Origin of the sequence: Enterobacter cloacae complex sp. 2024EL-00711, assembly GCF_047529885.1 — a bacterium.
Lineage (GTDB): Bacteria > Pseudomonadota > Gammaproteobacteria > Enterobacterales > Enterobacteriaceae > Enterobacter > Enterobacter ludwigii.
In genome coordinates this window covers 380,500-406,038 of the sequence record NZ_JBLIZC010000001.1, presented here as the reverse complement: position 1 = coordinate 406,038, position 25,539 = coordinate 380,500, and the positions used below count along the sequence as shown (strand labels likewise).

At 57.7% G+C, this 25,539-nt stretch carries 7 protein-coding genes and 1 pseudogene; 5 read left to right on the top strand and 3 right to left on the bottom strand.

Translation table 11 applies throughout. From position 1 onward, the window contains the following. Positions 1-55 precede the first annotated feature (55 nt). The 4 genes and pseudogenes from ACMVME_RS01895 to ACMVME_RS01880 all read left to right on the top strand — a co-directional run. Positions 56-2,869: pseudogene (locus ACMVME_RS01895) on the top strand (Ig-like domain-containing protein); the annotation flags it as partial. Further along, positions 2,861-18,061: an Ig-like domain-containing protein gene (locus ACMVME_RS01890; RefSeq protein WP_414743401.1), complete on the top strand. Its 15,201-nt coding sequence runs from the start codon at positions 2,861-2,863 to the stop codon at positions 18,059-18,061. The pseudogene ACMVME_RS01895 and the gene ACMVME_RS01890, both read left to right, overlap by 9 nt. A gap of 76 nt (positions 18,062-18,137) precedes the next feature. Beyond that, entirely contained in the window at positions 18,138-20,318 is a 2,181-nt protein-coding gene (locus ACMVME_RS01885) for a type I secretion system permease/ATPase (protein WP_047955582.1), read from the top strand. Then, positions 20,315-21,490: an HlyD family type I secretion periplasmic adaptor subunit gene (locus ACMVME_RS01880; RefSeq protein ID WP_014169984.1), complete on the top strand. Its 1,176-nt coding sequence runs from the start codon at positions 20,315-20,317 to the stop codon at positions 21,488-21,490. Before ACMVME_RS01885 ends, ACMVME_RS01880 begins: the two co-directional genes overlap by 4 nt. 35 nt (positions 21,491-21,525) lie before the next feature. On the opposite strand, the gene ACMVME_RS01875 is transcribed toward ACMVME_RS01880, so the two are convergent. Further along, entirely contained in the window at positions 21,526-22,410 is an 885-nt protein-coding gene (locus ACMVME_RS01875) for a MarR family transcriptional regulator (RefSeq protein ID WP_014169985.1), read from the bottom strand. Between the two features lie 289 nt (positions 22,411-22,699). On the opposite strand from ACMVME_RS01875, the gene ACMVME_RS01870 reads away from it, so the two are divergent. Then, entirely contained in the window at positions 22,700-24,163 is a 1,464-nt protein-coding gene (locus tag ACMVME_RS01870) for an EAL domain-containing protein (RefSeq protein ID WP_068794612.1), read from the top strand. A gap of 32 nt (positions 24,164-24,195) precedes the next feature. Here the strand turns inward: ACMVME_RS01870 and ACMVME_RS01865 are convergent, their stop codons facing one another. Both ACMVME_RS01865 and ACMVME_RS01860 read right to left on the bottom strand, forming a co-directional pair. Next, positions 24,196-24,468 (bottom strand): DUF883 family protein, encoded by a 273-nt coding sequence (locus tag ACMVME_RS01865; RefSeq protein WP_014169987.1) that lies wholly within the window; start codon positions 24,466-24,468, stop codon positions 24,196-24,198. Between the two features lie 119 nt (positions 24,469-24,587). Then, entirely contained in the window at positions 24,588-25,256 is a 669-nt protein-coding gene (locus ACMVME_RS01860) for an epoxyqueuosine reductase QueH (protein WP_414743343.1), read from the bottom strand. Positions 25,257-25,539: the final 283 nt, after the last annotated feature.

Sequence of the window (25,539 nt, the reverse complement as noted above, 5' to 3'; positions counted from 1 at the left end):
ACATCCATTTGGTGGACATATCCACAGGAATCCGGACACCTGCAAGGAGAGGAAAATGAGTAACGTAAAAATTGTTGATGTCATCATTCGCAAAACGGCCGAGAAAACGAAATTAACCGGAGAGGGTAATTTGTCGGTTTCTATTTCTTCGCCGAGTGTGATTGAAATTCAGGGTTCTGCTCAGGATGTTGTGCGTTATGTTCGCCAGGGTAAAGACCTGCTTATTTATATGAAAGACGGCAGCGTTATTCGCTGCAATAACTATTTTGTTGAAGATCCACAGACCCATAATCAATCAGAACTGGTCTTCAACGATCAGCAGGAACTGACGCATATTTCTTTTGCCGATGCCGGGGAAGCGTCTGGCGTTGCTGTTACCGAGTTAACCGCGCAGGCTACGCCGGTTGCCAGCATTGAGCCTTTCCTTGAGCAGGGAAGCGTTCTCAATGACGCGCCATGGGGATGGATTGCAGGCGCTGCGTTGGGCGGCGGTGCCATTGGCGCACTGCTGGCGCACGGGGGTGACGGCGAAACCAAAACCAAAGTCATCGACAACACCAAAGATGTTGAAAGCGCGACGCCGACCTTTTTGCTGACGGACAACGCGGGTGATAAGCAGGGTGTGCTGAGTGGAAAAGCGATCACGGACGACAACACCCCAACCTTTAGCGGTACCGGGCAGCCGGGGGCGACCATTCAGGTTAAAGACAGCAGCGGAAGCACCATTGCCAGCACCATGGTCGGGAAAGAGGGTACCTGGACCGTAAAACTCCCGACTCAGGCTGACGGCGAACATACCTGGTCTGTCGTGCAAATCGACGGGAGCAAAACGACGCAGGCGGGCAGCATTACCGTCACAATCTCTACCGCTGACGCCAGCATCACGCTGGGGACAACGGCCGGTGACAACGTGATCAATGCCAGCGAACACTCCGCTGGCTTTACGCTGTCCGGCACCAGCAAAAATCTGGCGCAGGGAACCGGGCTTACCGTCACGCTGAACGGCAAAACCTACACGGCGGAAGTGGGGGCCGGCGGCGCATGGAGCGTGAACGTGCCTGCCGCGGATGCGCAGGCGCTGGGTGACGGCACCTGGACGGTGAACGTCAGCGGTAAAGACGCCGCGGGCAATACCGTGAGCGGCAGCCAGACGATAGGTGTGGATACCAACGCGCCAGCGCTTTCTGTTGATACGATTGCGCAGGACAACATCATCAACGCGGCTGAGCACAACCAGGCGCTGACGCTCACCGGTAAAACCGATGCGGAAGCCGGCCAGATTGTGACGGTAACGCTCAACGGGAAAAATCATACCGCCACGGTAGGGAGCGACGGCACGTGGTCCGTTACGCTGCCCGCCAGCGAGGTGCAATCGCTGGCGAATGGCGACCATACGCTAACGGTGAACGTCAGCGATAAAGCGGGGAACGGATCTTCCACAACCGTCGATTTCACCGTGGACACCGCCGCCCCGGTCGTGACGATTAACACCGTTGCTGACGACAATATCCTCAATACCAGCGAGCAGGGCCAGGCGCAGATTATTTCCGGTACGGCGAGCGGCGCCGCAGCAGGGGATGTCGTGAGCGTAACCGTTGGCGGTCAGACCTTCACCGGTGTGGTGCAGGCGGACGGCAGCTGGAGCGTGGGTGTGCCTGCGTCCGTGGTGGGCTTGCTGGGAGAAGGAAACCACAACATTACGGTTTCCGTTACCGATGCCGCGGGCAATACCGGCAGTGCCACACACGGCATTACGCTGAGCGGTAACCCACCGGAATTTACCGTTCATGCCATCAGCCAGGATAACGTTCTCAATGCTCAGGAGGCTATGCAGCCGCTGAGCCTGACCGGCACCAGCACGCTGCCAGACGGCAGCGCCATCACCGTGACGCTGAACAACGTCAATTATCAAACCGTTGTCGAGAACGGGAGCTGGTCAGTTCAGGTACCGGTTTCCGACGTCCTGCAACTGGCGAACACGCTGTACACCGTCAGCGTCAGCGGTACCGACAGCGTGGGCAACAGCGGCTCAGCAGAGGCCACACTGCTGGTTGATACCGTGTTGCCACAGGTGGTCATCAATACCTTTGCCGGCGACAACCGGGTGAATAACGCCGAAGTGGCCGCCGATCAAACGATCAGCGGTCGTGTCACGGGTGCAGCGGCAGGGGATACGGTGTCTGTTTCCGTTGGCGGCAAGCATTACAGCGCCACCGTGGGTAGCGATCTGACCTGGAACCTCACTATCCCGTCTGCGGATCTCAAGGCATTCGGCGACGGCGACCTGACCATTACCGCGTCAGTCACCAACAGCCACGGCAATACGGGCAGCGGCGAGCGCGATATCAATATCAACGCGGCGCTGCCGGGTCTGCGCGTTAACACCCTTTCCGGTGATGACGTGATCAATGCCATTGAGCAGCATCAGGATCTTACCGTGACCGGCTCCAGCAGCCATCTGGCCGCAGGCACGCAGATCACCGTCACCATCAATAACGTCGACTATGTCACCGTGGTCAACGCCACCGGTGGCTGGCAGATTGGTGTCCCGGCGAGCGACCTCCAGTCCTGGACGCCGGGCCATATCGCGGTGCACGTCAGTGCAGAAGATGCGTGGGGCAATGCCGTTGCCGCTGAACATCCGATCGAACTCGACCTGAACGCCGTGGCGGTGACTGTTGATGTCATCTCCGGTGATGACCGGCTGAACGCGGCGGAAAAAGGCAGCGATCTCACGCTCTCTGGCCAGACGCAGGGCGTGGAAGCCGGGCAGACTGTGGTGGTGAAATTCGCCGATCGGACCTATACCGCGCAGGTGCAGCAGGACGGCTCCTGGAGCCTGACCGTACCGGCCAGCGCCATGGAAATGTTGATTGACGGCCGCGCGCAGGTGAGCGTCAGCGTGACGAACGTTAACGGCAACAGCGCCGATGCGTCGCGCATGGTGACGGTCGATACGCTGCCTCCGGACATCACGATCAATAATCTGACCGATGACAACATCATCAGTGCCGCCGAAGCACAGCAGGATATCGTGTTAAGCGGTAGCAGCACGGCGGAAGCGGGCCAGACGGTCACCGTCGCGCTGAACGGTAAAACCTACCAGACTACCGTTCAACATGACGGTAGCTGGCAACTGACAGTACCTGCTGCGGACGTCGGCGCACTGGCCGATGGCACCGTCACGGTAACGGCAACCGTGAGCGATGTGGCAGGTAACAGCAGCAGTACGGATCGCGTCGGGCTGGTGGATGCCACCGTACCGCAGGTGACCATTAACGATTTTGTCACCGATACCAATACCATAAACCAGCTTGCCCATACCCAGGCGCAGGTCCTCAGCGGCTCCGTGACCGGAGCGGCAGCGGGTGATTGGGTCACGGTGACCATCAATAACGTGGATTACACCACCGTGGTGGATGCGGCGGGCAACTGGAGCCTCGGCCTGCCTGCGTCTGTGGTACAGGGCCTGGCGGACGGAACCTGGACGATAACGGTCTCTGTGACCGATCAATCTGGCAACACCGGCAGCAGCACGCTGGAGGTGGTGGTTAATACCGTGACGCCGCAGATAGGTATTCACACTCTGGCGGCGGACGACGTGATTAACGCCACCGAAAAAGGCGAAAATCTGCTGCTTTCCGGGACCAGCAACCAGCCAGAAGGCACCTCGATCACCGTGGCCCTGAATGGCATTCACTACACCGCCATTACGGATGCCAGCGGTAACTGGCGTGTTACCGTACCGGCCTCGGCAGTAAGCGCGCTGGGCGAGGCGCACTATACGGTGACGGCGAGCGTCACGGACAGTGTGGGTAACAGCGCGTCGGCCACGCACGATGTGCTGGTAGACAGCTCGCTGCCGGTGGTCACGCTCAACACGCTGGCGGGCGATAACATCATCAACGCGGCGGAACTGGCGGCAGGCCAGACCCTGACGGGGAAAGTCGCCAACGCGGCGGCAGGCGACATTGTCACCCTTACCCTGGGCGGCCAGACGTATACCGTTGCGGTGCAGGACGATCTTACCTGGAGCCTGCCGTTAACCCAGAGCCAGTTAACCGCGCTCGGTAACGGTGAGTTGACGGTTACGGCCAGCGTGACGAATGCGCACGGAAACACCGGTTCTGCCGCGCTGGACTTCACCATCGACGCCCAGTTGCCTGGTCTGCGTATTGATACCGTGGCGGGCGACGATGTTATCAATATCATCGAGCACGGGCAGAATCTCATTGTTTCCGGTACCAGCACCGATCTGGCAGCGGGCAGCACCGTTACCGTGACCATTAACAACATTGAGTACGTCGCCACGGTCCTGGCCGACGGAACCTGGAAAGCGGCTGTGCCTGCGGCGGATGTCAGCCAGTGGCCGGACGGTCCTCTCAACATTACAGCCCGCGCACAGGATGCTTCCGCCAACCCGGTGAATATCGGGACCGTGGTGGATGTCGATCTCGCCCCGGTCGCGATAAGCGTTAACAGCGTGACCCCTGATAACGTGCTGAACGCGGCGGAGAAGGGACACGATCTGGCGCTCTCCGGCACCACGTCTGGGGTCGAAGCCGGTCAGACGGTGACGGTCACCTTTGGTGGCAAAAACTACACCACCACCGTGGATGCGAATGGCAACTGGGCTTACACCGTTCCGGCTGCGGATGTAAGCGGCCTGAAAGAGGGCGATGCCCGCGTTCAGGTGAGCGTGAGCAACGTGAATGGCAACCCGGCGTCTTCGTCACACGAATTCAGCGTCGATACCACTGCGCCGACGGTCACCATCAATACGGTCAGTCACGACAACATGCTCAATGCGGCAGAGGCGGCACAGGATCTCACCCTGAGCGGCACCTCGACTGCCGAAGCGGGGCAGACGGTCACGGTGACCTTTAATGGCAATCAATACACCGCACAGGTACAGGCTGACGGCAGCTGGACGCTTGACGTGCCGGCAGCCGATCTGGCCGGTATCACCGACGGCACTGCCGTCGTTACGGCGGCCGTGTCGGATAAAGCCGGTAACCCGGCCAGCACGGATGCGTCTGTGCTGGTGGACACTACCGTGCCGCAGATCACCTTCAACACCGTTGCCGGTGATGACATTCTGAATATTGCTGAACACGGTCAGGCGCTGATCGTTTCTGGCACAGTCACCGGGGCACAGGCAGGCGACGTGATCACCGTGACGCTGAACGGTAAAAATTACAGCGCAATGCTGGACGCGTCCGGCAACTGGAGTATGGGTATTCCGGCGGCTGACGCGGGCGCGCTGGGCAATGGCGACCATACGATGTCTGCGACCCTCACCGACAAAGCGGGCAACAGCACCACGCAGACGCATGAGATTGCGGTTTCCCTGACCGCTCCGGTTATCGCTATCAATACCGTTGCGGGCGATGATGTGATCAATGCCATCGAGAAAGGCGAAGATCTGCAACTCTCCGGCACCAGCAACCAGCCGGACGGCACCACGATCGTCGTGACCCTGAATGGCATTAACTACACGGCCACGACTGACGCCAGCGGCAACTGGAGCGTGACGGTACCGGCAGCAAACGTCTCGACGCTGGGCGAAGCGAACTACACGGTCACCGCGAGCGTGACCGATACCGCAGGCAACAGCGCGAGCACCAGCCATCAGGCACTTGTCGACAGTGCGCTACCGGTGGTGACCATTCACGCTGTCGCCATTGATGATGTCATCAATGCGGCGGAAGTGACTGCGGGACAGACCCTGAGCGGAAAAGTCAGCGGTGCCGCAAGTGGTGACACTGTCACGATTTCAATGGGGGGCAACACCTGGACCGCCACCGTTGAGGATGATCTGAGCTGGTCGGTCAATGTGCCGCCTGAAGTCTTAAAGGCCATTGGCAACGGCGATTTGACCGTGACGGCAAGCGTCACTAACGGTCACGGCAATACCGGCTCCGGCAGCCGCGACATCACCATTGATGCCAACCTGCCGGGTCTGCGGGTCGATACCGTGGCGGGCGACGATGTGATTAACAGCATCGAGCATGGTCAAAACCTGATTATTAGCGGCTCCAGTGATGGGCTGAAAACTGGCTCTGCGTTGACGGTGACCGTCAATGGTAAAACCTATGCGGCGACGGTTCTGGCAGACGGGACCTGGGCGGCAGCGATCCCGGCCGCCGACGTCAGCGCGCTGAACGCAGGCAAGGTGACGGTAACCGTTGAGGGTCAGAGCACCGCAGGAAACCCGGTGACGATTGCGCATGACGTCACGGTCGATCTGGCCGCGGTGGCGATCAGCGTCAACGCGATTGCCACCGACGACGTGATCAACGCGGCGGAAAAAGGCGCGGATCTGGTCCTGTCGGGTACCACCACCCACGTCGAAGCCAACCAGACCGTGTATATCACCTTCGGCGGCAAGTCTTACACCGCGACCGTGGATGCCAGCGGTAACTGGACCGCTACCGTGCCTTCTGCTGATTTAGGCAGCCTGAAGGAGGGCGATGCCAGCGTGCAGGTGAGCGTCACCAACGTGAACGGCAACAGCGCGTCAGCGGGCCGTGAATACAGCGTGGATACGACCGCGCCGACGGTCACTATCGACATTGTCAGCGACAACAACATCATTAATGCGTCTGAAGCGCAGCAGGATTTGGTGGTTAACGGCATCACGAACGCGGAAGCGGGTCAGACCGTGACCGTTACGCTGAACGGCAAGGATTACACCACCACCGTGCAGGCGGATGGCAGCTGGAGCCTGAGCGTACCGTCAACCGACCTGAGCGGCATTATCGACGGAAACTACACCATCACCGCGGCGGTATCCGACAAAGCGGGTAACCCGGCCTCGGTGGATCGTGACGTGCTGGTGGATACCACGGTGCCGCAGTTGACCATTCACACCGTTTCGGATGACGACGTCATCAACAGCGTTGAGCACGCGCAGGCGTTGATTGTCACCGGGTCTGTCACCGGCGCGGCAGCGGGTGATGTGGTCACCGTCACCATCAATAATAAATCTTACACCGCCACGCTGGATGCCGCGGGCAACTGGAGCGTGGGAGTGCCTGCGGCCGACGTCACTGCTCTGGCCGCCGGGGATCACACCATCACCGCGACCCTGACCGATAAAGCGGGTAACAGCAACAGTGCGACGCACGACGTGGCCGTCAACCTTACCGCTCCGGTGCTGACCATTGACACCGTTTCAGACGACGATGTCATCAATAGCACCGAGAAAACGCAGGATCTCACCCTCACCGGCACCGCGTCAGGTCTGGCGGCGGGCGCGATCGTCACCGTGATGCTGAACGGCAAAGCCTACAGCGCAACGGTGGATGATAACGGGCTGTGGACGGCTACCGTTCCGGCGGATCAGGTCGGCGCACTGGGTGAAGCGATCTACACCCTCACGGCGTCTGCAACCGATGCTGTTGGCAACAGTACCAGCGTGACTCACACCGTGAACGTGGAGTCTGTCCTGCCGGGTGTCACCATCAACACCGTGGCTGGCGACGATATTATCAATACCGCGGAGCTGGCGACCGGCCAGACTCTCAGCGGTACCGTGGTGAATGCCGAAGCGGGCAACACCGTCACCGTGACCCTCGGCGGTAACACCCTGACCGCCACGGTGCAGGATGACCTGACCTGGTCCGTCAACGTCCCGCAGTCCGTGTTAACCGCACTGGGTAACGGCGAACTGACCGTCACCGCCAGCGTGACTAACGGCGTGGGCAACAGCGGCACCGGCGAGCGCGATATCACCATCGACGCCAGCCTGCCGGGCCTGCGCGTGGATACCGTGGCGGGTGACGATGTGATCAACAGCATCGAGCATGGTCAGAACCTGATCGTGACCGGCACCAGCGAAGGACTGGCGGCAGGGACCGCTCTGTCCGTAACGGTAAATAATAAAACCTATCCGGCCACCGTGCTGGCTGACGGCACCTGGAGTGCGGCTATTCCGGCGGCCGATATTGGCGCGCTGGCGGCAGGCACGGTAGCTGTCACCGTTGAGGGGCAGAACAGCGCCGGTACGCCGGTGTCCATTACCCACAATGTGACGGTGGACCTTGCGGCGGTCGCCATCGGGATTGACGCCATTGCCACGGATGATGTGATTAACGCGGCTGAGAAGGGCGCGGACCTGGTGCTCTCTGGCACCACCTCCAACGTGGAGGAGAATCAGACCGTCAGCATCCTCTTCGGCGGTAAAACCTATACGGCGTCGGTGGATGCTGACGGCAAATGGACGGCGACGGTGCCGTCTGCCGACCTGGCCGGTCTGAAAGAGGGCGATGCCAGCGTGCAGGTGAGCGTCACCAACGTCAACGGCAACAGCGCGTCTGCGGGCCGCGAGTACAGCGTGGATACCACCGCGCCGTCCGTAACGATTAACACCCTGGCGGCTGACGACATCCTGAATGCGACCGAAGCGAAAGCTGACCTGACGGTGTCCGGTACCAGCACCGCCGAAGCGGGTCAGACGGTCACCGTGAGCCTGAACGGGAAGAACTACACCACTACCGTGGGCGCAGACGGCAACTGGGCGCTGGACGTTCCGGCAGCCGACCTGGCGGCGCTCACGGACGGCAGCGTGACCGTGACGGCCGCCGTCAGTGACAAGGCGGGTAACCCGGCCTCGGTGGATCATAACCTGACGGTCGACGTGACGGTGCCGGTCGTGACCATCAACACCGTGGCAGGCGACGACGTGATTAACGTGGCTGAGCATGCGCAGGCGCAGATCGTCAGCGGCTCCGCCACCGGCGCGACGGCGGGCGATAAAGTCACCGTGACCCTTGGCAGCCAGACCTACACCACCGTGCTGGACGCCGCGGGTAACTGGAGCGTGGGCGTTCCGGCGAACGTGATTTCTGGCCTCAGCGACGGCACCGTGACGGTCAGCGTCAGCGTCACCGATGCCGCGGGCAATACCGGATCAGGCACCCATAACGTGACCGTCGATACCGGTCTGCCTTCCGTGGGCTTCAGTACCCTCAGTGGTGACAACGTACTGAACGCGGTGGAGAAAGGTCAGGATCTGAGCGTCAGCGGTACCAGCGCCAACCTTGCGGAAGGCACCCTGGTCACCGTGACCCTGAACGGTAAACAGTACACCGCAACAACCGCGGCGGACGGCGGCTGGAGCCTGACGGTACCGGCAGCGGATCTGGCCGCGCTGGGTGAGGCGAACTACACCCTGAGCGCAACCGCGACGAACACCGTGGGGAACAGCGTCAGCAATACGGCGAACCTGCAGGTCGATACCGCGCTGCCGACCGTTATCATCAACACCGTGGCCGGTGACAACGTGATCAATGCGGCGGAAGTGGCTGCCGGTCAAACCCTGAGCGGTACCGTTGCCCACGCCGAAGCGGGCAATACCGTCACCGTTACGATGGGCGGTAACAGCTGGACGGCGACGGTGCAGGATGACCTGACCTGGTCCGTCAACGTGCCTTCAGAGGTGCTGACGGCGCTGGGTAACGGCGGACTGAGCGTGACGGCCACCGTCACCAACGGACACGGCAATACCGGTTCCGGCGAACGCGATATCACCATTGACGCCAGCCTGCCGGGCCTGCGTGTCGATACCGTGGCAGGCGACGATGTGATTAACAGCATCGAGCATGGCCAGAACCTGATTGTCAGCGGCTCCAGCGATGGGCTGGCAGCGGGCACGGCACTGACCGTCACCGTGAACGGCAAAACCTATGCGGCGTCCGTACTGGCGGACGGGACCTGGAACGCAGCCGTGCCGGCCGCAGACGTCAGCGCGTGGCCGGAAGGCACCGTGAAAATTACCGTTACCGGCGATAGCCCGACAGGCAACCCGATGACCATCAGCCACGACGTGACGGTGGATCTGGCGACCGTGGCGATCAGCATTAACGCCATCGCTACCGACGACGTGATTAACGCGGCGGAAAAAGGGACCGATCTGGTGCTGTCAGGTGCGACCACCAACGTGGAAGCCGGACAGACCGTCACCCTCGCCATGGGCGGTAAAATCTATACCACCACTGTCGATGCCAGCGGTAACTGGACTTATACCGTACCGTCTGCCGACCTGACCGGTCTGAAAGAGGGCGATGCCAGCGTGCAGGTGAGCGTCACCAACGTCAACGGCAACAGCGCGTCTGCGGGCCGCGAGTACAGAGTGGATACCACCGCGCCGTCCGTAACGATTAACACCCTGGCGGCTGACGACATCCTGAATGCGACCGAAGCGAAAGCTGACCTGACGGTGTCCGGTACCAGCACCGCCGAAGCGGGTCAGACGGTCACCGTGAGCCTGAACGGGAAGAACTACACCACTACCGTGGGCGCAGACGGCAACTGGGCGCTGGACGTTCCGGCAGCCGACCTGGCGGCGCTCACGGACGGCAGCGTGACCGTGACGGCCGCCGTCAGTGACAAGGCGGGTAACCCGGTCTCGGTGGATCATAACCTGGCTGTTGACGTGACGGTGCCGGTCGTGACCATCAACACCGTGGCGGGCGACGACGTGATTAACGTGGCTGAGCATGCGCAGGCGCAGATCGTCAGCGGCTCTGCCACCGGCGCGGCGGCGGGCGATAAAGTCACCGTGACCCTTGGCAGCCAGACCTACACCACCGTGCTGGACGCCGCGGGCAACTGGAGCGTGGGCGTTCCGGCGAACGTGATTTCCGCGCTGCAGGATGGCACCGTGACGGTCAGCGTCAGCGTCACCGATGCCGCGGGCAATACCGGATCTGGCACCCATAACGTGACCGTCGATACCGGACTGCCTTCCGTGGGCTTCAGTACCCTGAGCGGCGACAATGTGCTGAACGCGGTGGAGAAAGGTCAGGATCTGAGCGTCAGCGGTACCAGCGCTAACCTTGCGGAAGGCACCCTGGTCACCGTGACCCTGAACGGCAAACAATACACCGCAACAACCGCGGCGGACGGCGGCTGGAGCCTGACGGTACCGGCAGCGGATCTGGCCGCGCTGGGTGAGGCGAACTACACCCTGAGCGCAACCGCGACGAACACCGTGGGGAACAGCGTCAGCAATACGGCGAACCTGCAGGTCGACACCGCGCTGCCGACCGTCACCATCAACACCGTGGCCGGTGACAACGTCATCAATGCAGCGGAAGTGGCGGCAGGCCAGACGATCGGCGGGAAAGTGGTGAACGCCGAAGCGGGTAACACCGTGACGGTCTCTGTCGGTGGCAATACCTACACCACAACGGTACAGAGCGATCTGAGCTGGTCGGTTGATGTCCCGCAGTCCGTGCTGACCGCGCTGGGTAATGGCGACCTGACCGTCACCGCAACGGTTACCAACGGGCACGGCAATACCGGTTCCGGCGAGCGTGATATCTTCATCGATGCCAGCCTGCCGGGGCTGCGTGTCGATACCGTGGCAGGCGACGATGTGATCAACAGCATTGAGCATGGTCAGAACCTGATTGTCAGCGGCTCCAGCGATGGGCTGGCAGCGGGGACCATGCTTACGGTAACGGTGAACGGCAAAACCTATGCGGCGTCCGTACTGGCTGACGGGACCTGGAACGCGGCTATTCCGGCGACGGATGTAAGCGCGCTGCCGGCAGGAACGGTAAGCGTTACCGTTGCAGGCCAAAGCACCACGGGCAATCCGGTGACCATCAGCCATGACGTCACTGTTGATCTGGCGGCCGTCGCCATCAGCATTGATACCATTGCCGTTGACGATGTGATTAACGCGGCGGAGAAAGGGGCAGATCTGCTGCTTTCCGGCACCACCAGCAACGTGGAAGCCAACCAGACCGTCAGCATCACCTTTGGCGGCAAGCACTACACGGCCACCGTTGATGCCAGCGGTAACTGGACGGCGACGGTACCGTCTGCTGACCTGGCCGGTCTGAAAGAGGGCGATGCCAGCGTACAGGTGAGCGTCACCAACGTGAACGGCAACAGCGCCTCAGCAGGGCGCGAATACAGCGTCGATGCGACCGCGCCTGGCGTGACAATTGATACAGTTGCCGGCGACAATGTGATCAACGCCAGCGAAGCGTCTGCAGGTGTGGCCATCACCGGCACCACCACGGCAGAAGCGGGTCAGACGGTCACCGTAACGCTCGGCGATAAGCAGTACACCGCGCAGGTTCAGGCAGGCGGCACGTGGAGTGTGAATGTGCCCGGGGCCGACCTGACTGCGATGGCCGACAACGGCTACACCGTACAGGTTAGCGTGAGCGATGCGGCCGGTAACCCAGGCAGTGCGGCTAAAGCCATTACCCTTGACACCACGCCACCGGTTATCAGCTTTAACGCGGTCGCCGTTGATGATGTGATCAACAGCGTGGAGCATGCGCAGGCGCAGATCGTCAGCGGTAGTGCAACCGGTGCAAACGTCGGCGACAGGCTGGTGATTACCGTCGGGTCTCATCAGTACACGACAACCGTGGATGCGAGCGGCAACTGGAGTGTGGGCGTACCGGCCAGCGTAATTTCCTCGCTGGCTGACGGCACCGCGACCCTCAGTGCAACCATTACCGACAGTGCGGGCAACAGCAGCACGAAGACCCATGATGTGGTGGTCAACACGGCCTCGGTGGCGCTGACCGTGAATACCATTGCCGGCGACGACGTGATCAACGCGGCAGAAGCAGGCTCCTCACTGGTGATTAACGGCTCGAGCGCGCAGTTTGCCAGCGGGACGCAGGTCACGGTAACCCTGAACGGTAAAAGCTACACCGCCACCATTCAGAGTGACGGCTCCTGGACGACTACCGTGCCGGCTGCTGATGTGGGCGCACTGACCGATGGCGGACATTATCCTGTCTCCGTTGCTGCCCAGGACAGCGCGGGCAACAGCGCGTCGGCAACGCACAGCATCAGCGTGGATACCACCGCGCCGGTGATCGGTGTGAATACGCTCTCTGGCGACGACGTGTTAAATGCAGCAGAAGCACAGCAGCCGCTGACCGTGCACGGTTCTACCAGCGCGGAAGCCGGGCAGACCGTTACCGTAACGCTGGGGGGTAAAACCTACAGCGCAACGGTGGCGAACGATGGTACGTGGACGCTGAATGTGCCGGCCGCCGACCTGGCGGCCCTGAATGAAGGGGCGCTGACGCTGACCGCTTCAGTCAACGATAAAGCGGGTAACAGCGGACAGACCACTCACACCCTGACGGTGGATACCGTGGCGCCAACCGTAACCATCGGCACTGTGGCGGATGACGATATTGTCAATAACGCTGAGCAGCTGGCAGGCCAGACCATCAGCGGCACCACCACGGCGGAACAGGGCCAGACGGTGACGGTTTCCTTCAACGATCACCGCTATCAGGCGACCGTGGGGGCGGACGGCTCGTGGTCGGTCTTTGTGCCGGGGCATGATTTCCTCGGCCTGAGCGACGGGAATTACACCCTAACGGCGACGGTGAACGATAAGGCCGGTAACCCGGGCAGCGCGACGCACGACGTGACGCTGAACGGTGATGTCCCGACCATAACTATCCACACCTTTGCGCAGGACGATATCGTCAGCGCCGCTGAACATGGTATCCCTCTGGTGGTCAGTGGTACCACCGACGCGCCTGCGGGCCAGACGGTGACCATCACCCTGAACGGCAAAACCTACACCACAACCGTGCAGGCTGATGGTAGCTGGAACTACACCGTAGGCAGTGCAGACGTGACCGCGCTGGCAGACGGAGGATCGTATGTGATCCATGCCCAGGTGAGTAATACCATCGGTAACACTGCCAGCGACGATCACACCGTGACCGTGGATCTGACCGCGCCGTCAATGGGGATCAGTATCGACGCCCTGCAAAACGATACCGGGCTGAGCGCGAGTGATTTCATCACCAACGACAGCCAGATTATTGTTAACGGTTCATTGACCGCGCAGCTCGGCAATAACGAGAAAGCGCAGATCAGCGTGGACGGCGGGGCGAGCTGGATTGACCTGGCCGTCACGGGCACCACCTGGCGCTACACCGATGGCCGCACCCTGACGGACGGTACGTATCAGTACCAGGTCCGCGTGATTGATAACGCGGGTAACGTAGGGGCAACGGACAGCCAGAACGTGGTGGTGGATCTCACCGCGCCTGCGGCGACGACCATTACGGTCGATTCCGTCAGTCAGGATACCGGTTTGTCTGGCAGCGACTTTATCACCAGCGATAACCAGATCAGCCTGAAAGGGACGCTCGGTGCGGCGCTGGGGAGTGGCGATCACGCGCAGATCAGCCTCGACGGCGGCGTAACCTGGACGGATGTCAGCGTCAGCGGACTGAGCTGGACCTGGGTTGATACCCGCACGCTGGCGGACGGCGATTATAACTATCAGCTTCGCGTGATTGACGATGCGGGCAATATCAGCGCCACCACCAGCCAGGTGGTTACCATTGATACCGTGGCACCCGATGCCAGTAAAACCATCGCCATTGACAGCATCAGCGATGACACTGGCCTGAGCAGCAGCGACTTTATCACCCATGATACCTCGCTAACGCTGCATGGCTCGCTCGGCGCGACGCTGGCTGACGGCGAATATGCGCAAATCAGCATCGACGGTGGCGTGACCTGGCAGAACGTGATTGTCACCGGTAACAGCTGGTACTACGTGGACGGCCGCACGCTGGGTAATGCCACCTATGACTATTATGTGCGCGTGGTGGATGCCGCAGGTAACGTGGGATCCAGTGCCCATCAGCAGGTGACTGTCGATACGGTCGCCCCGGATGCGGCGATTACGGTGACCGTGGATAACATCACCGTGGATACCGGCTTCGACCACAACGACTTCCTGACCAGTTCAACGTCATACACCCTGAACGGGACGCTGGGGGCGCAACCCGGTGCGGGCGAGTATGTTCAGGTCAGTATGGATGGCGGCACCACCTGGGTTAACGCGACGGTGAATGGCACACAGTGGAGCTATAACGACACGCGTACCCTGGCCGACGGTAGCTACAACTATCAGGTGCGGGTGGTCGATCTGGCCGGTAACGTCGGGGCAACCACGTCGCAGACGGTCACGGTTGATACCCACGCGCCTCAGTACGGCATCACCATTGACAGCATCAGTGAAGATACCGGGCAGTCCGGCACTGATTTCATCACCATGGACACCACGCTTACGCTCAACGGCTCGCTTGGCAGCGCGCTGGCCAATGATGAACGCGTGCAGATTAGCCTGGACGGCGGGAATACCTGGACAGATGCAACGGTAACCAACCAGCGCTGGAGCTACACCGATACCCGCGATCTGGCTGACGGTGATTACACCTATCAGGTGCGGATTATCGACCAGGCGGGCAACGTGGGCTCAACCTCATCGCAGGTGGTGACGGTGGATACCACGCCGCCAACCACCGTGGGAACCGTGGTGAGCTATACCGATGACGAAGGTGAGCGTCTGGGCTCCTTTGGCAGCGCGATGGCGACGGATGACAGCTCGCCGCTGATCAACGGAACGCTGAACCGCGCACCGGATGACGGTGAGATTGTGCAGCTTTATCGTGACGGGATCCTGCTGGGCCAGGTCACGATGAACGGTAGCGCAAGCTGGTCCTTCCAGGATAACGGCCTGAGCGATGGCAATCATACGTATATCCTGCGGGTAACCGATAAAGCCGGTAACTATACGGAATCGGACGGGTTTGTACTGAACGTCGATACCAGTATCCCGACCACCACGGCGGCAATTACCGCGCAGACAACATCGGATACCACGCCGATTGTCAGCGGAACGGTCTCCGCGGATCTGGTGAACGGCGAGTACCTGGTGGTGAATGTGAACGGTAAAACCTACACCTCGCAGACGGGCGGCGCGGTGGTGGTCGACCCGGATCACAACACCTGGTATCTGCAGATCCCGGACAGCGATGCACTGAGCGTTGCCAGCTATAACGTAACGGCACAGGTGAAGAGCAGCGCGGGTAACGGCAATACCACCGGGACGGCGAGCGGCAGCCTGGTGATTGACACCACCACGGTGAATACCAGTTGGGCCACCACGGCGGGTAACAGCGAAAACTCGACCATGACCGTCGGCATGAACAGCAGCGGCCTGTGGAATATCATTGCTAACGGACAGTCCTATTCCAGCAGTGATGATTCAACCTACGCGGCGAACGCGCTGACCAATACGCGTGGCTACCCTGCCGTTAGCCAGACCGCTGCCGATTTTGACCGTAACGGCACGCAGGACATCTTTGCGACTGAAACCACCTACGGCGGGTCTACACAGGTGATGTGGACCTACGATGGCAGCACTTACAACGCCAGCCAACTGGGTATGGGAACCACTATCTGGTACGGCGGTGTCATTGCCTACGATAAAACCGGTGACGGGTATCTGGACCTTGCGTATGGCGATGCCGGTGCGGACTCCATTACCTACCTTATTAACAACAAGGGGGTACTCACGCCGGATGGGAGCTATGGCGGCGCCGGATTCTGGGGACAATTCACCACCATGCGTGAAATCTCCGGCGTTGACCTGAATAACGACGGCACCGTGGATGTGGTTCAGCACACCAACCGCAGCGGCGCGTACTCGCTTACCGTGATTAACAACAACGGTAACGGGACGTTATCCCTCGGTCAGAACCTGACTAACGTGTTTGTGGCAAACGTGGCGAATACCACCACGGCGGCGTCGATGACGTGGGCGGATTTCAACGGCGATGGCTACATGGATCTGTACCTGGGCAGCAGCTATAACAACAACGGCGGGGTGATCTACTACAACGACGGTACCGGGAAACTCTCCACCACCAAGAGCGCGGTTGAGGCCTCTAACGCGTCAGCAGGGTATCTGTCGGTGGCGGTGGACTGGAACGCTGACGGCCAGATGGACGTCATCAAGCTCAGTACCTACAGCGGATCGCAGACCGCAACCCTGTTTACCAACAACGGTTACGGTTCAAGCTGGACATCAAGTCAGCTGGCTTCCGGACTGGCGAACGTCACCGGTGTGGCCGCCGTGGATTACAACTGGGACGGCGCGCAGGATCTGCTGGTGTCGCAGCAGAACGGCAAAGTGGTGCTGGTGCAAAACAGCAAAACCGTTGCCGACGGCACGGCGATGCATCTGCACATTGTCGACAGTGAGGGTATCAACGCCTACTACGGTAATACGGTCAATCTGTATAACGCGGCGGGCGTACTGGTGGCCTCGCAGATCATCAACGCCCAGTCCGGTATCGGTTCGAACGATACCTCTGCACTGGTGAGTTTCTACGGTCTGGATCCGAATGAAACTTACTCGGCCGAGATCCTGAAAATCACCAATGGCGTGTCGGATAACGTCACCTGGAGCGGTCTGGAAGCCGGCAACGGTAAAGAGGGCTACGTCCTCACTGCCGAAGCAGCAACCGGAGGGCACAGCGGGACGCTTACCGGTACCGGGTATAACGATACCTTTATCGCCGAGGACGGCACGTATACCTATAACGGTTCCGGCGGCTGGACGACCCACTCGGATCACGACACCTGGAGCAACACCGGGGGTATGGACGTGGTGGACTACCGCAATGCGACGTCCGGCGTGACCGTCGACCTGCGTCTTTCTACCGCGCAGGACACCGGGTTTGGTACCTCACGCCTGCTGAACATTGAGGGCATTAACGGCTCGGACTTTGACGATGTCATTACCGGTAACAGCGGTAACAACCAGTTCGAAGGCCGTGGCGGTAACGACACGTTCAATATTGGCAGCGGCGGTCACGATACGCTGCTCTACACGTTGATCAACGCCTCCAATGCCACAGGCGGTAACGGCAGTGATGTGGTGAACGGCTTTACGGTAGGCACCTGGGAAGGCACGGCGGATACGGACCGTATTGACCTGCGCGACCTGCTTTCAGGCAGCGGCTACACCGGTACGGGCTCAGCGAGCTATGTGAACGGGGTCGCCACGCTGGACGGCAGTGCGGGGAATATCACCGATTACATCCGCGTGGTGCAAAACGGCAGCAATACCGAAATCCAGGTTGACCTGGACGGTAGCGGCGGCCAGTTCTCACCCACAACGCTGGTCACGCTGAACGGCGTGCAGACCGATCTGGCTACGCTGCTGGCAAATCATCAACTGTTAATTGCGTAAAACTATGCCGCGAGGAGCGATCCTCGCGGCCTTTTGCGTAGCTATAACGAAGAGCGATAAAAGATTTCACAACATTATGAAGACACATCCACAGTACGAACCCTGGTTGCAGGGCATGCTCATCATCGCGAAGCACTATCGGCTGGACTTCTCGGCAGAGCATGTTCGGGTCACGATTAACCATGAAAGCCAGTCTCCACGCCAGTTGGTGCTGGAAGAGATGGCACGCCAGCTTGGGTTAGGGATGCGTATGGTGGCGGCCGACGCGGTCTCCCTCGACCCGTGGCGTTTACCTCTGCTTGCGGAATTTACCGGCGGACAAATCGCGGTCATTAACCGCATGGACAGCGAGGGCAACGTGAGCCTGCAGTTCAGCGGTGACGGCGGCCTGGAGACGACGCTGACGCGTGAGGCGCTGTGCTCACGGTTGACAGGACTGCTGGTGCTGCGCCCGCTCGAGTCCACGCCGGATGCCCGGGTAGATGATTACATCAAACCGTATGAGAAAAACTGGTTCTGGCAGCTGGCCCTGAAGGACTGGCGACGCTACAGCGATATTATGCTGGTGGCGCTGGTCGCTAACGTCCTGGCCCTTTCCGGCATGGTCTTTTCCATGCAGGTGTATGACAGGGTAGTGCCCTCGCAATCGGAAGCCACGCTGTGGGTACTGTTTGGCGGCGTAATGATCGCCATTGTTTTCGAATTCATTATGCGCATGCTGCGCGTGCACATTTCGGATGTGGTGGGTAAACGCGCCGACCTGCGTATTTCTGAACGCGTTTTTGCACACGCGCTGAGGATTAAAAACGGGGCCCGCTCTAAGTCAACCGGGTCGTTCATTGCCCAGATCCGCGAGCTGGAGTCGGTGCGTGAACTGATCACGTCCACCACCATTGCGGCCATCTCCGATCTGCCATTCTTCCTGCTGTTTGTGTTCATTTTGTGGATGATTGGCGGACCGCTGGTACTGGTTGTCCTGCTTGCCGTGCCGCTGCTGCTTATCCCGGGCCTGCTGGTCCAGCGCCCGCTGGGCAAACTGTCCAGCGAAGGGATGCGCGAGTCCGCCATTCGTAACGCCACGCTGGTGGAAGCGGTTCAGGGCATTGAAGACATCAAGCTGATGCGCGCTGAACAGCGCTTCCAGAATCAGTGGAATAACACCAATGATGTTGCCGCTAACGTCGGCATGAAGCAGCGCTGGCTGACCGGGCTGTTGCTGACCTGGACGCAGGAGGTGCAGTCGATTGTGTATGCCGTGGTGCTGCTGGTGGGGTGTTACCTGGTTATCAGCGGGGACATGACCACCGGTGCGCTGGTGGGGACCTCTATTCTCGCGTCGCGGACCATCGCGCCGCTGTCGCAAATTTCAGGCGTGCTCTCCCGCTGGCAGTCGGCGAAAGTGGCGCGTAAAGGACTCGACGATCTGATGCAGCGCCCGATTGACGATCCTCAGCAGGGCAAGAAGGTGCATAAAGCCCATCTGCGGGGGGATTATGCGCTTGAAGAGGTGGGGTTCTGGTACGACGATGAAGAAAAACTCACCGTTCTGAATATCAGCAAACTGCAGATTCGCGCCGGTGAGCGGGTGGCGGTGCTCGGACGCAATGGCTCCGGCAAAAGCACGCTGCTGCAACTGCTGGCAGGGATGCAGGAGCCTCAGCAGGGCAGCATTCTGCTGGATAATATCGCGTTGAACCACCTGGACCCGGCTGACGTGCGCCGCGACATGCAGCTGCTGAGCCAGCAGGCGCGGCTGTTCTTTGGCTCCGTGCGGGACAACATTCTGATGGGCAACCCGCTGGCCACCGACGATGAGATCCATCAGGCGCTGGTGAACAGTGGTGCGCTGGAGTTTGTCCGCAAACAGAAAATGGGGCTCAACTACATTATCAACGAAGGCGGCGCGGGCCTGTCCGGCGGGCAGCGTCAGGCGTTATTACTGGCTCGCGCCCTGATCACCTCTCCGAACATTTTGTTGCTGGATGAACCTACCGCCTGGCTTGACGAGATGAGTGAGAAGCAGTTTATCCAGCACCTTAAACCGTGGTTGGGCAAGCGCCGGACGCTGGTGGTCGCGACCCATCGTCTGCCTATTCTGGAACTGGTTGACCGTATCATCGTGCTGGAAAACGGCAAGGTGATCATGGATGGCCCGCGCGACGCCATTCTTCGCCAGCACGGTATGGCGCCGCAAAAAGCCTCACAGCGTACCGTGACCATGAAACCGACACCAGTAGCAGAGGAGGGCGTAGCATGACTGATTTCTCTCGCGTCAACAGCCGCCTGAAGGAGCCACGCTTGCCGCGGTCAACCTGGGTCGCCTGGTCGCTGTTCGCCCTGCTGGCGGTATTTATCACCTGGGCAAGCCTGTTCAGCCTTGATGAGGTCACCACCGGTAGCGGCAAGGTGATCCCCTCTTCGCACGAGCAGGTGATCCAGTCCCTTGAGGGGGGCATTATTCACAGTTTGCTGGTGCGCGAAGGCGACATCGTTGAGCGTGGTCAGCAGCTGGCACAGCTTGACCGGACGAAAACCGAATCAAGCGTGCTGGAGAGTGAATCGCGCCTGAATGCCGCGCTGGCAACCGCCTCGCGTCTGAAGGCCGAAGTGAACGACACGGCACTGGCTTTTCCGGCAGAGCTGGATGATGACGTTGAGCTGGTCAAACAGGAAACGGCGCTGTATCAGTCTCGTCGCGAAAGTCTTGAGAAAGGGCTGGCGGGGTTACGGCAGGGGGCCGAACTGGTGCAGCGTGAGCTGTCGCTGACCCGTCCGCTGGTGACGCAGGGGGCAGCCAGTAAGGTGGAGGTGTTACGTCTTGAGCGTCAAAAAAATGAGCTTGAGAACAAAATCACCGAGATGAAAAACCAGTATTACGTTCGCGCCCGTGAAGAGCTGGCGAAAGCGAACGCGGAGATTGAAGCGCAACGTTCGGTGATGAAAGGGCGTGAAGATTCGTTGACCAGACTGACCTTCAATGCGCCGGTGCGCGGGATCGTTAAGGATATCGACGTGACAACCGTGGGAGGGGTGATTCCGCCAAACGGCAAGCTGATGAGCCTGGTTCCGCTTGATGACCAGATGGTAATTGAAGCGAAAATCTCGCCGCGTGATGTCGCCTTTATTCATCCGGGACAAAAAGCACTGGTGAAAGTGACCGCCTATGACTACTCCATTTACGGTGGGCTGGAGGGCGAGGTGACCATGATTTCGCCGGATACGCTTCAGGATGAGGTGAAAAGGGATGTGTATTACTATCGGGTCTATATCCGCACTGACAGTAACCATCTGACCAATAGACAAGGCAAAGCCTTCCCGGTGTTTCCGGGGATGATTGCGACCGTTGATATTAAAACAGGCAGTAAAACGATTCTGGATTATCTGTTGAAACCGCTTAATAAGGCGAAAGAGGCACTGCGGGAACGGTAAACAAAGGGCGTTCGGGAAACCGAACGCCAGAAACATTATACCGTCGACGTTACGTTAACAACGTGGCGTCGTTCTTTAGGAACAACGTTGATATAGTGAGTCACATAGGCGAAGTATAATCCGGCATAGTTTTCGACCAGTTCTATAAACGCCGGGTAAATCGACATCTGGCCATCACCCTGATCTTTAAGATAACCCGCCTCTTGCGCCGATTTAATAATACGGTTGACGTGGATCCGTGAAACAAAAAATTCTTTAGCCAGTAAGTTGGCTGAATAAGGTATTACTGCGCCATGTGCGGTTTTATTTTTTATGGCCTGCAGGTAAAGATATAACATTATCATCCGCCCTCCGTCTTTATCAATAAACAATCCCACTTCAGGCAAAACCTTCCTGAACGTTAATCCCCTGAAAAGGTATTCCGCTGCGCGACGGAAAAAGTTATTTCGCAGGATGTCGTTATCCAGCAGATTAACGTTGATATTAAACTTTGGGAAAAGAATACTTACCGGCAAAAATGCGCCGGACATGTAGCGTTTAAGTTCATTAAGTCCCTTTTCAGTCGGTGCGATTCTCGTTTTGCGTCTGTCTTCACTGCAGCGCCAGGTCTTGATGCGCCCGGTGGTTCTGAGCAAGGTGATGATCGCAATCACACTGTTGGGGCTGGCTATTTTATAACGTGAGCATAATTCTTTAATTTCTGATACTGACTCAGCCTGATTTCCAAAGATAAAACAACACATGGAAAGAATAATGTTGAACCGTGATTCCTGAAGCATCGTTTTGTAGAACAAAGGTTGTTTTTTGTAGATGGCGTCATTAATGGTGTAGTGCTCTGTTATTGCCTCACTGAATCGCGGATTGTTTTTAATGACATCCCTTCGATGTAGCAAGGCCCTGGATGAGATATGATTATCCATAGCGTTTGTCTCTTATATGAATGAGCCGATAGATGAAGTATCCAGTCTTCTTTCGGATTTTTCATTATACCTTGAGATTGACATATTTACCGTTATTATTTGATGCGAATTTTATATTTATACTGCATATGGATACAGGCGGTGATTAACACAAAGATGTTCTCGTGAGTCACGTTGATAACGGTTTCTTAACCTGATGGTGTACTGTAAAATTATTATCAACAACAGGGTTTTTATATTTTGTTACATTCACAAATGGGATATGTGTTTTTGTGCCCAGGAGCAGGTTATGACCCATAATATTTCTTTCAGAAATGCTGCTTTTTATGAGCAAAAATTTGTCATCTCAACCTGCCATTTCACATTTCAGGGGTACAGTCTGTTACTCAAACAGTACGGTATAGACGCTTCGCACGTTCGTTTTGAGGGGGATGAACCTTCCCGGCAGGATCTGGAAAATATCCTTAGCAGTCAAAACGCTCAAATCTCGGTGTTTCTCGGCAAAGGTGTGGTCTCTCTGCTGGAGAGCCTGAAGCGACTCGCTTGCGTGCTAAATAAACTTCCTGTTATTCGAAAGGTAACCCTGTACGGGGAAATGCCGGATGGCTGGCTGTATCGAACTCTGGGGAATCTTTTAAATAATACTTTCCAGCTTTCATTGATTCGTATAGCCAGCGTGCCTGATGTTATGACCTGTTTTCGTATGCATAATGACGTATTTAAGGATAACTCACGTTCTTTGCGTGACCAATACTGGGGGGTGTCTTATCAGGAAAACGTAAAAGGTTTAACCGAAAGAGAGGTAAGCGTTTTATTAAATTTTTATCGCGGAATGTCAGTGAAAGAGCAGTGTGAAAAAATGGGGCTGTCTAATAAAACGGTTTATACTCATCGTAAGGAAGGGGTGAAAAAATTACACCAGATCCGACGCTGGCTGAAAGATCCGCATGCCTTAAGAATGGAAGGAAGCACGGAACGGTTAACGCAAAAAGAAAGTCTCTCTGCCAAAGAGACGGCGGTGTATAATGCATTGCTAAAAAGAGAAATATTCCCTGCGTATCAGATCATAACCGATCGTTATAAGAAGGGAGTGGGGTTTGAGATACTCATTCGCTGGAATAATAATGGTAAAATTATCAAGCCAGTTAATTTTCTTACTGATATTTCAAATCAGGAGATATGGCTTAAAATTACTGCGTTAGTGATTCATGCTGCGGTGTCAGGTATTAATAAATATAACGGTAAATATTATTTTTCCGTCAATATCCCCCCGCGACTTGCCTCGGGGAATGCACTTCCCGACATGGCCAAAAAGGCTGTGGCGATGCTGCTCAATCCGCAGTGGGCCGACAAACTGGTCTTTGAATTTGCGGAAGATATTGATGTGACCAAGGATAGGACGATCCCAGAAACCATGCGGCGTTTACGCAATACCGGGTGCCGACTGTTTCTCGATGACTGCTTTTCCAACCATCAAACCATGTTCCCGGTAAGGCAGGTGCATTTTGATGGATTAAAGCTTGACCGGGATATCGTCGAGCATTTTGTGGCGAATGACAACGATTATAATCTTATTAAAGCGATACAGATATACAGCGATATGACCGGCACGGATTGTATTGCTGAAGGGGTGGATAGCGAAGAGAAGTTTGAGAAGTTAGTTGCCCTTGGGGTTAAAAGTTTTCAGGGCTATTATCTGTCGCGGGCCGTGAAAGAAGACGAATTAGATCGCATGGTCAGATTGTTTAGCTAAAGCGCAAAAATAAAGCCCCGAAGGGCCTTTATTTATTTTCGACCCAGTAACAGGCCGAGAACAATACCTACCGCCCCCGCAGCAATTAAACCCGTCAGGGGATTGTTTCTCACCGCTTCAGTGACATCGGAAACGGCGTCGCTGGCCTGTGCGGCATATTTTTTGGCAGCACCTTTAACCTGATGCTTAGGGGAGTCAACGAAATCGCCAAACTGCTGCTGGGCTGAGCCTGCCAGTTCATCGAGTTTATTTTTCGCTTTGTCTTCTGCAAACTGTGTATTTTTATCAGTATTGAAATCAGTCATTTTTGCCTCCTTGTGTTGATAGTATAAGGATAGCCTCTCTTTTGCGTTTTAAGGGATGCAGGGCGGAATTTGGCACAAAATCCTCCTGTTTTCGGATATATCTCTATGCCACAAACCCTTTATTTCTCATTCTCATCCTGACCGTAATACAGTTTCCCAATCCGGATAAGCGGGCGGCCCTGAGACTTGCGGTGCAGGTTACTGTCCCTGAGCGAATACACGCACCCGCAATATTCCTGCTGGTAAAACTGTTCTCGCTTGCTTATCTCAATCATGCGCGAGGAACCGCCCTGTTTGCGCCAGTTGTAGTCCCAGTAGGCCATCCCCGGATAGCGTGCTGCCGCACGCTGGCCGCAGTCATTTATCTGCTGCATATTCTTCCAGCGGGAGATCCCTAATGAACTACTGATGACGCGAAAACCATTTTCTGCAGCATACAACGCTGTGCGTTCGAAACGCATATCGAAGCACATGGTGCAGCGGATGCCGCGCTCGGGTTCCCATTCCATGCCCTTAGCGCGTTCAAACCAGTTATCGGTGTCGTAATCGGCATCGACAAACGGCACGCCGTGTTTTTCCGCAAAGCGAATATTCTCCTCCTTACGGATGAGGTATTCCTTTTGTGGATGAATATTGGGGTTATAGAAAAATATGGTGTAATCAATTCCCGAGGCCTGGATGGCCTCCATCACTTCTCCCGAGCAGGGTACGCAGCAGGAGTGCAGCAGCAGTTTGTCGGCACCGTCTGGCAGGGTAAGTTGAGGGCGGATAAAGGGGGTTGTACTCATCGTATCAACTCTATGTGAATGAAATTTATTGAATTGTAGTCCCGTAACCGAAGAAAGTGAACGTTCAGGGCAAACCCCGGCGAACATAAACATCCACGTTTCTTTTCTATGGCTCCGATCAAGTCACCTCGTATTCCCCTGATCCTGCGACAACTCGCAGCAATCATGCATTGACCGAAGGAATAAATTCGACATAATTTATTTCCGTGGTGAATCCTCTCTGACGAGAGTGCGTTCCAGACTACTGCTGTCCGCAGGTATGTACGCATCTTTGCTTACCAGG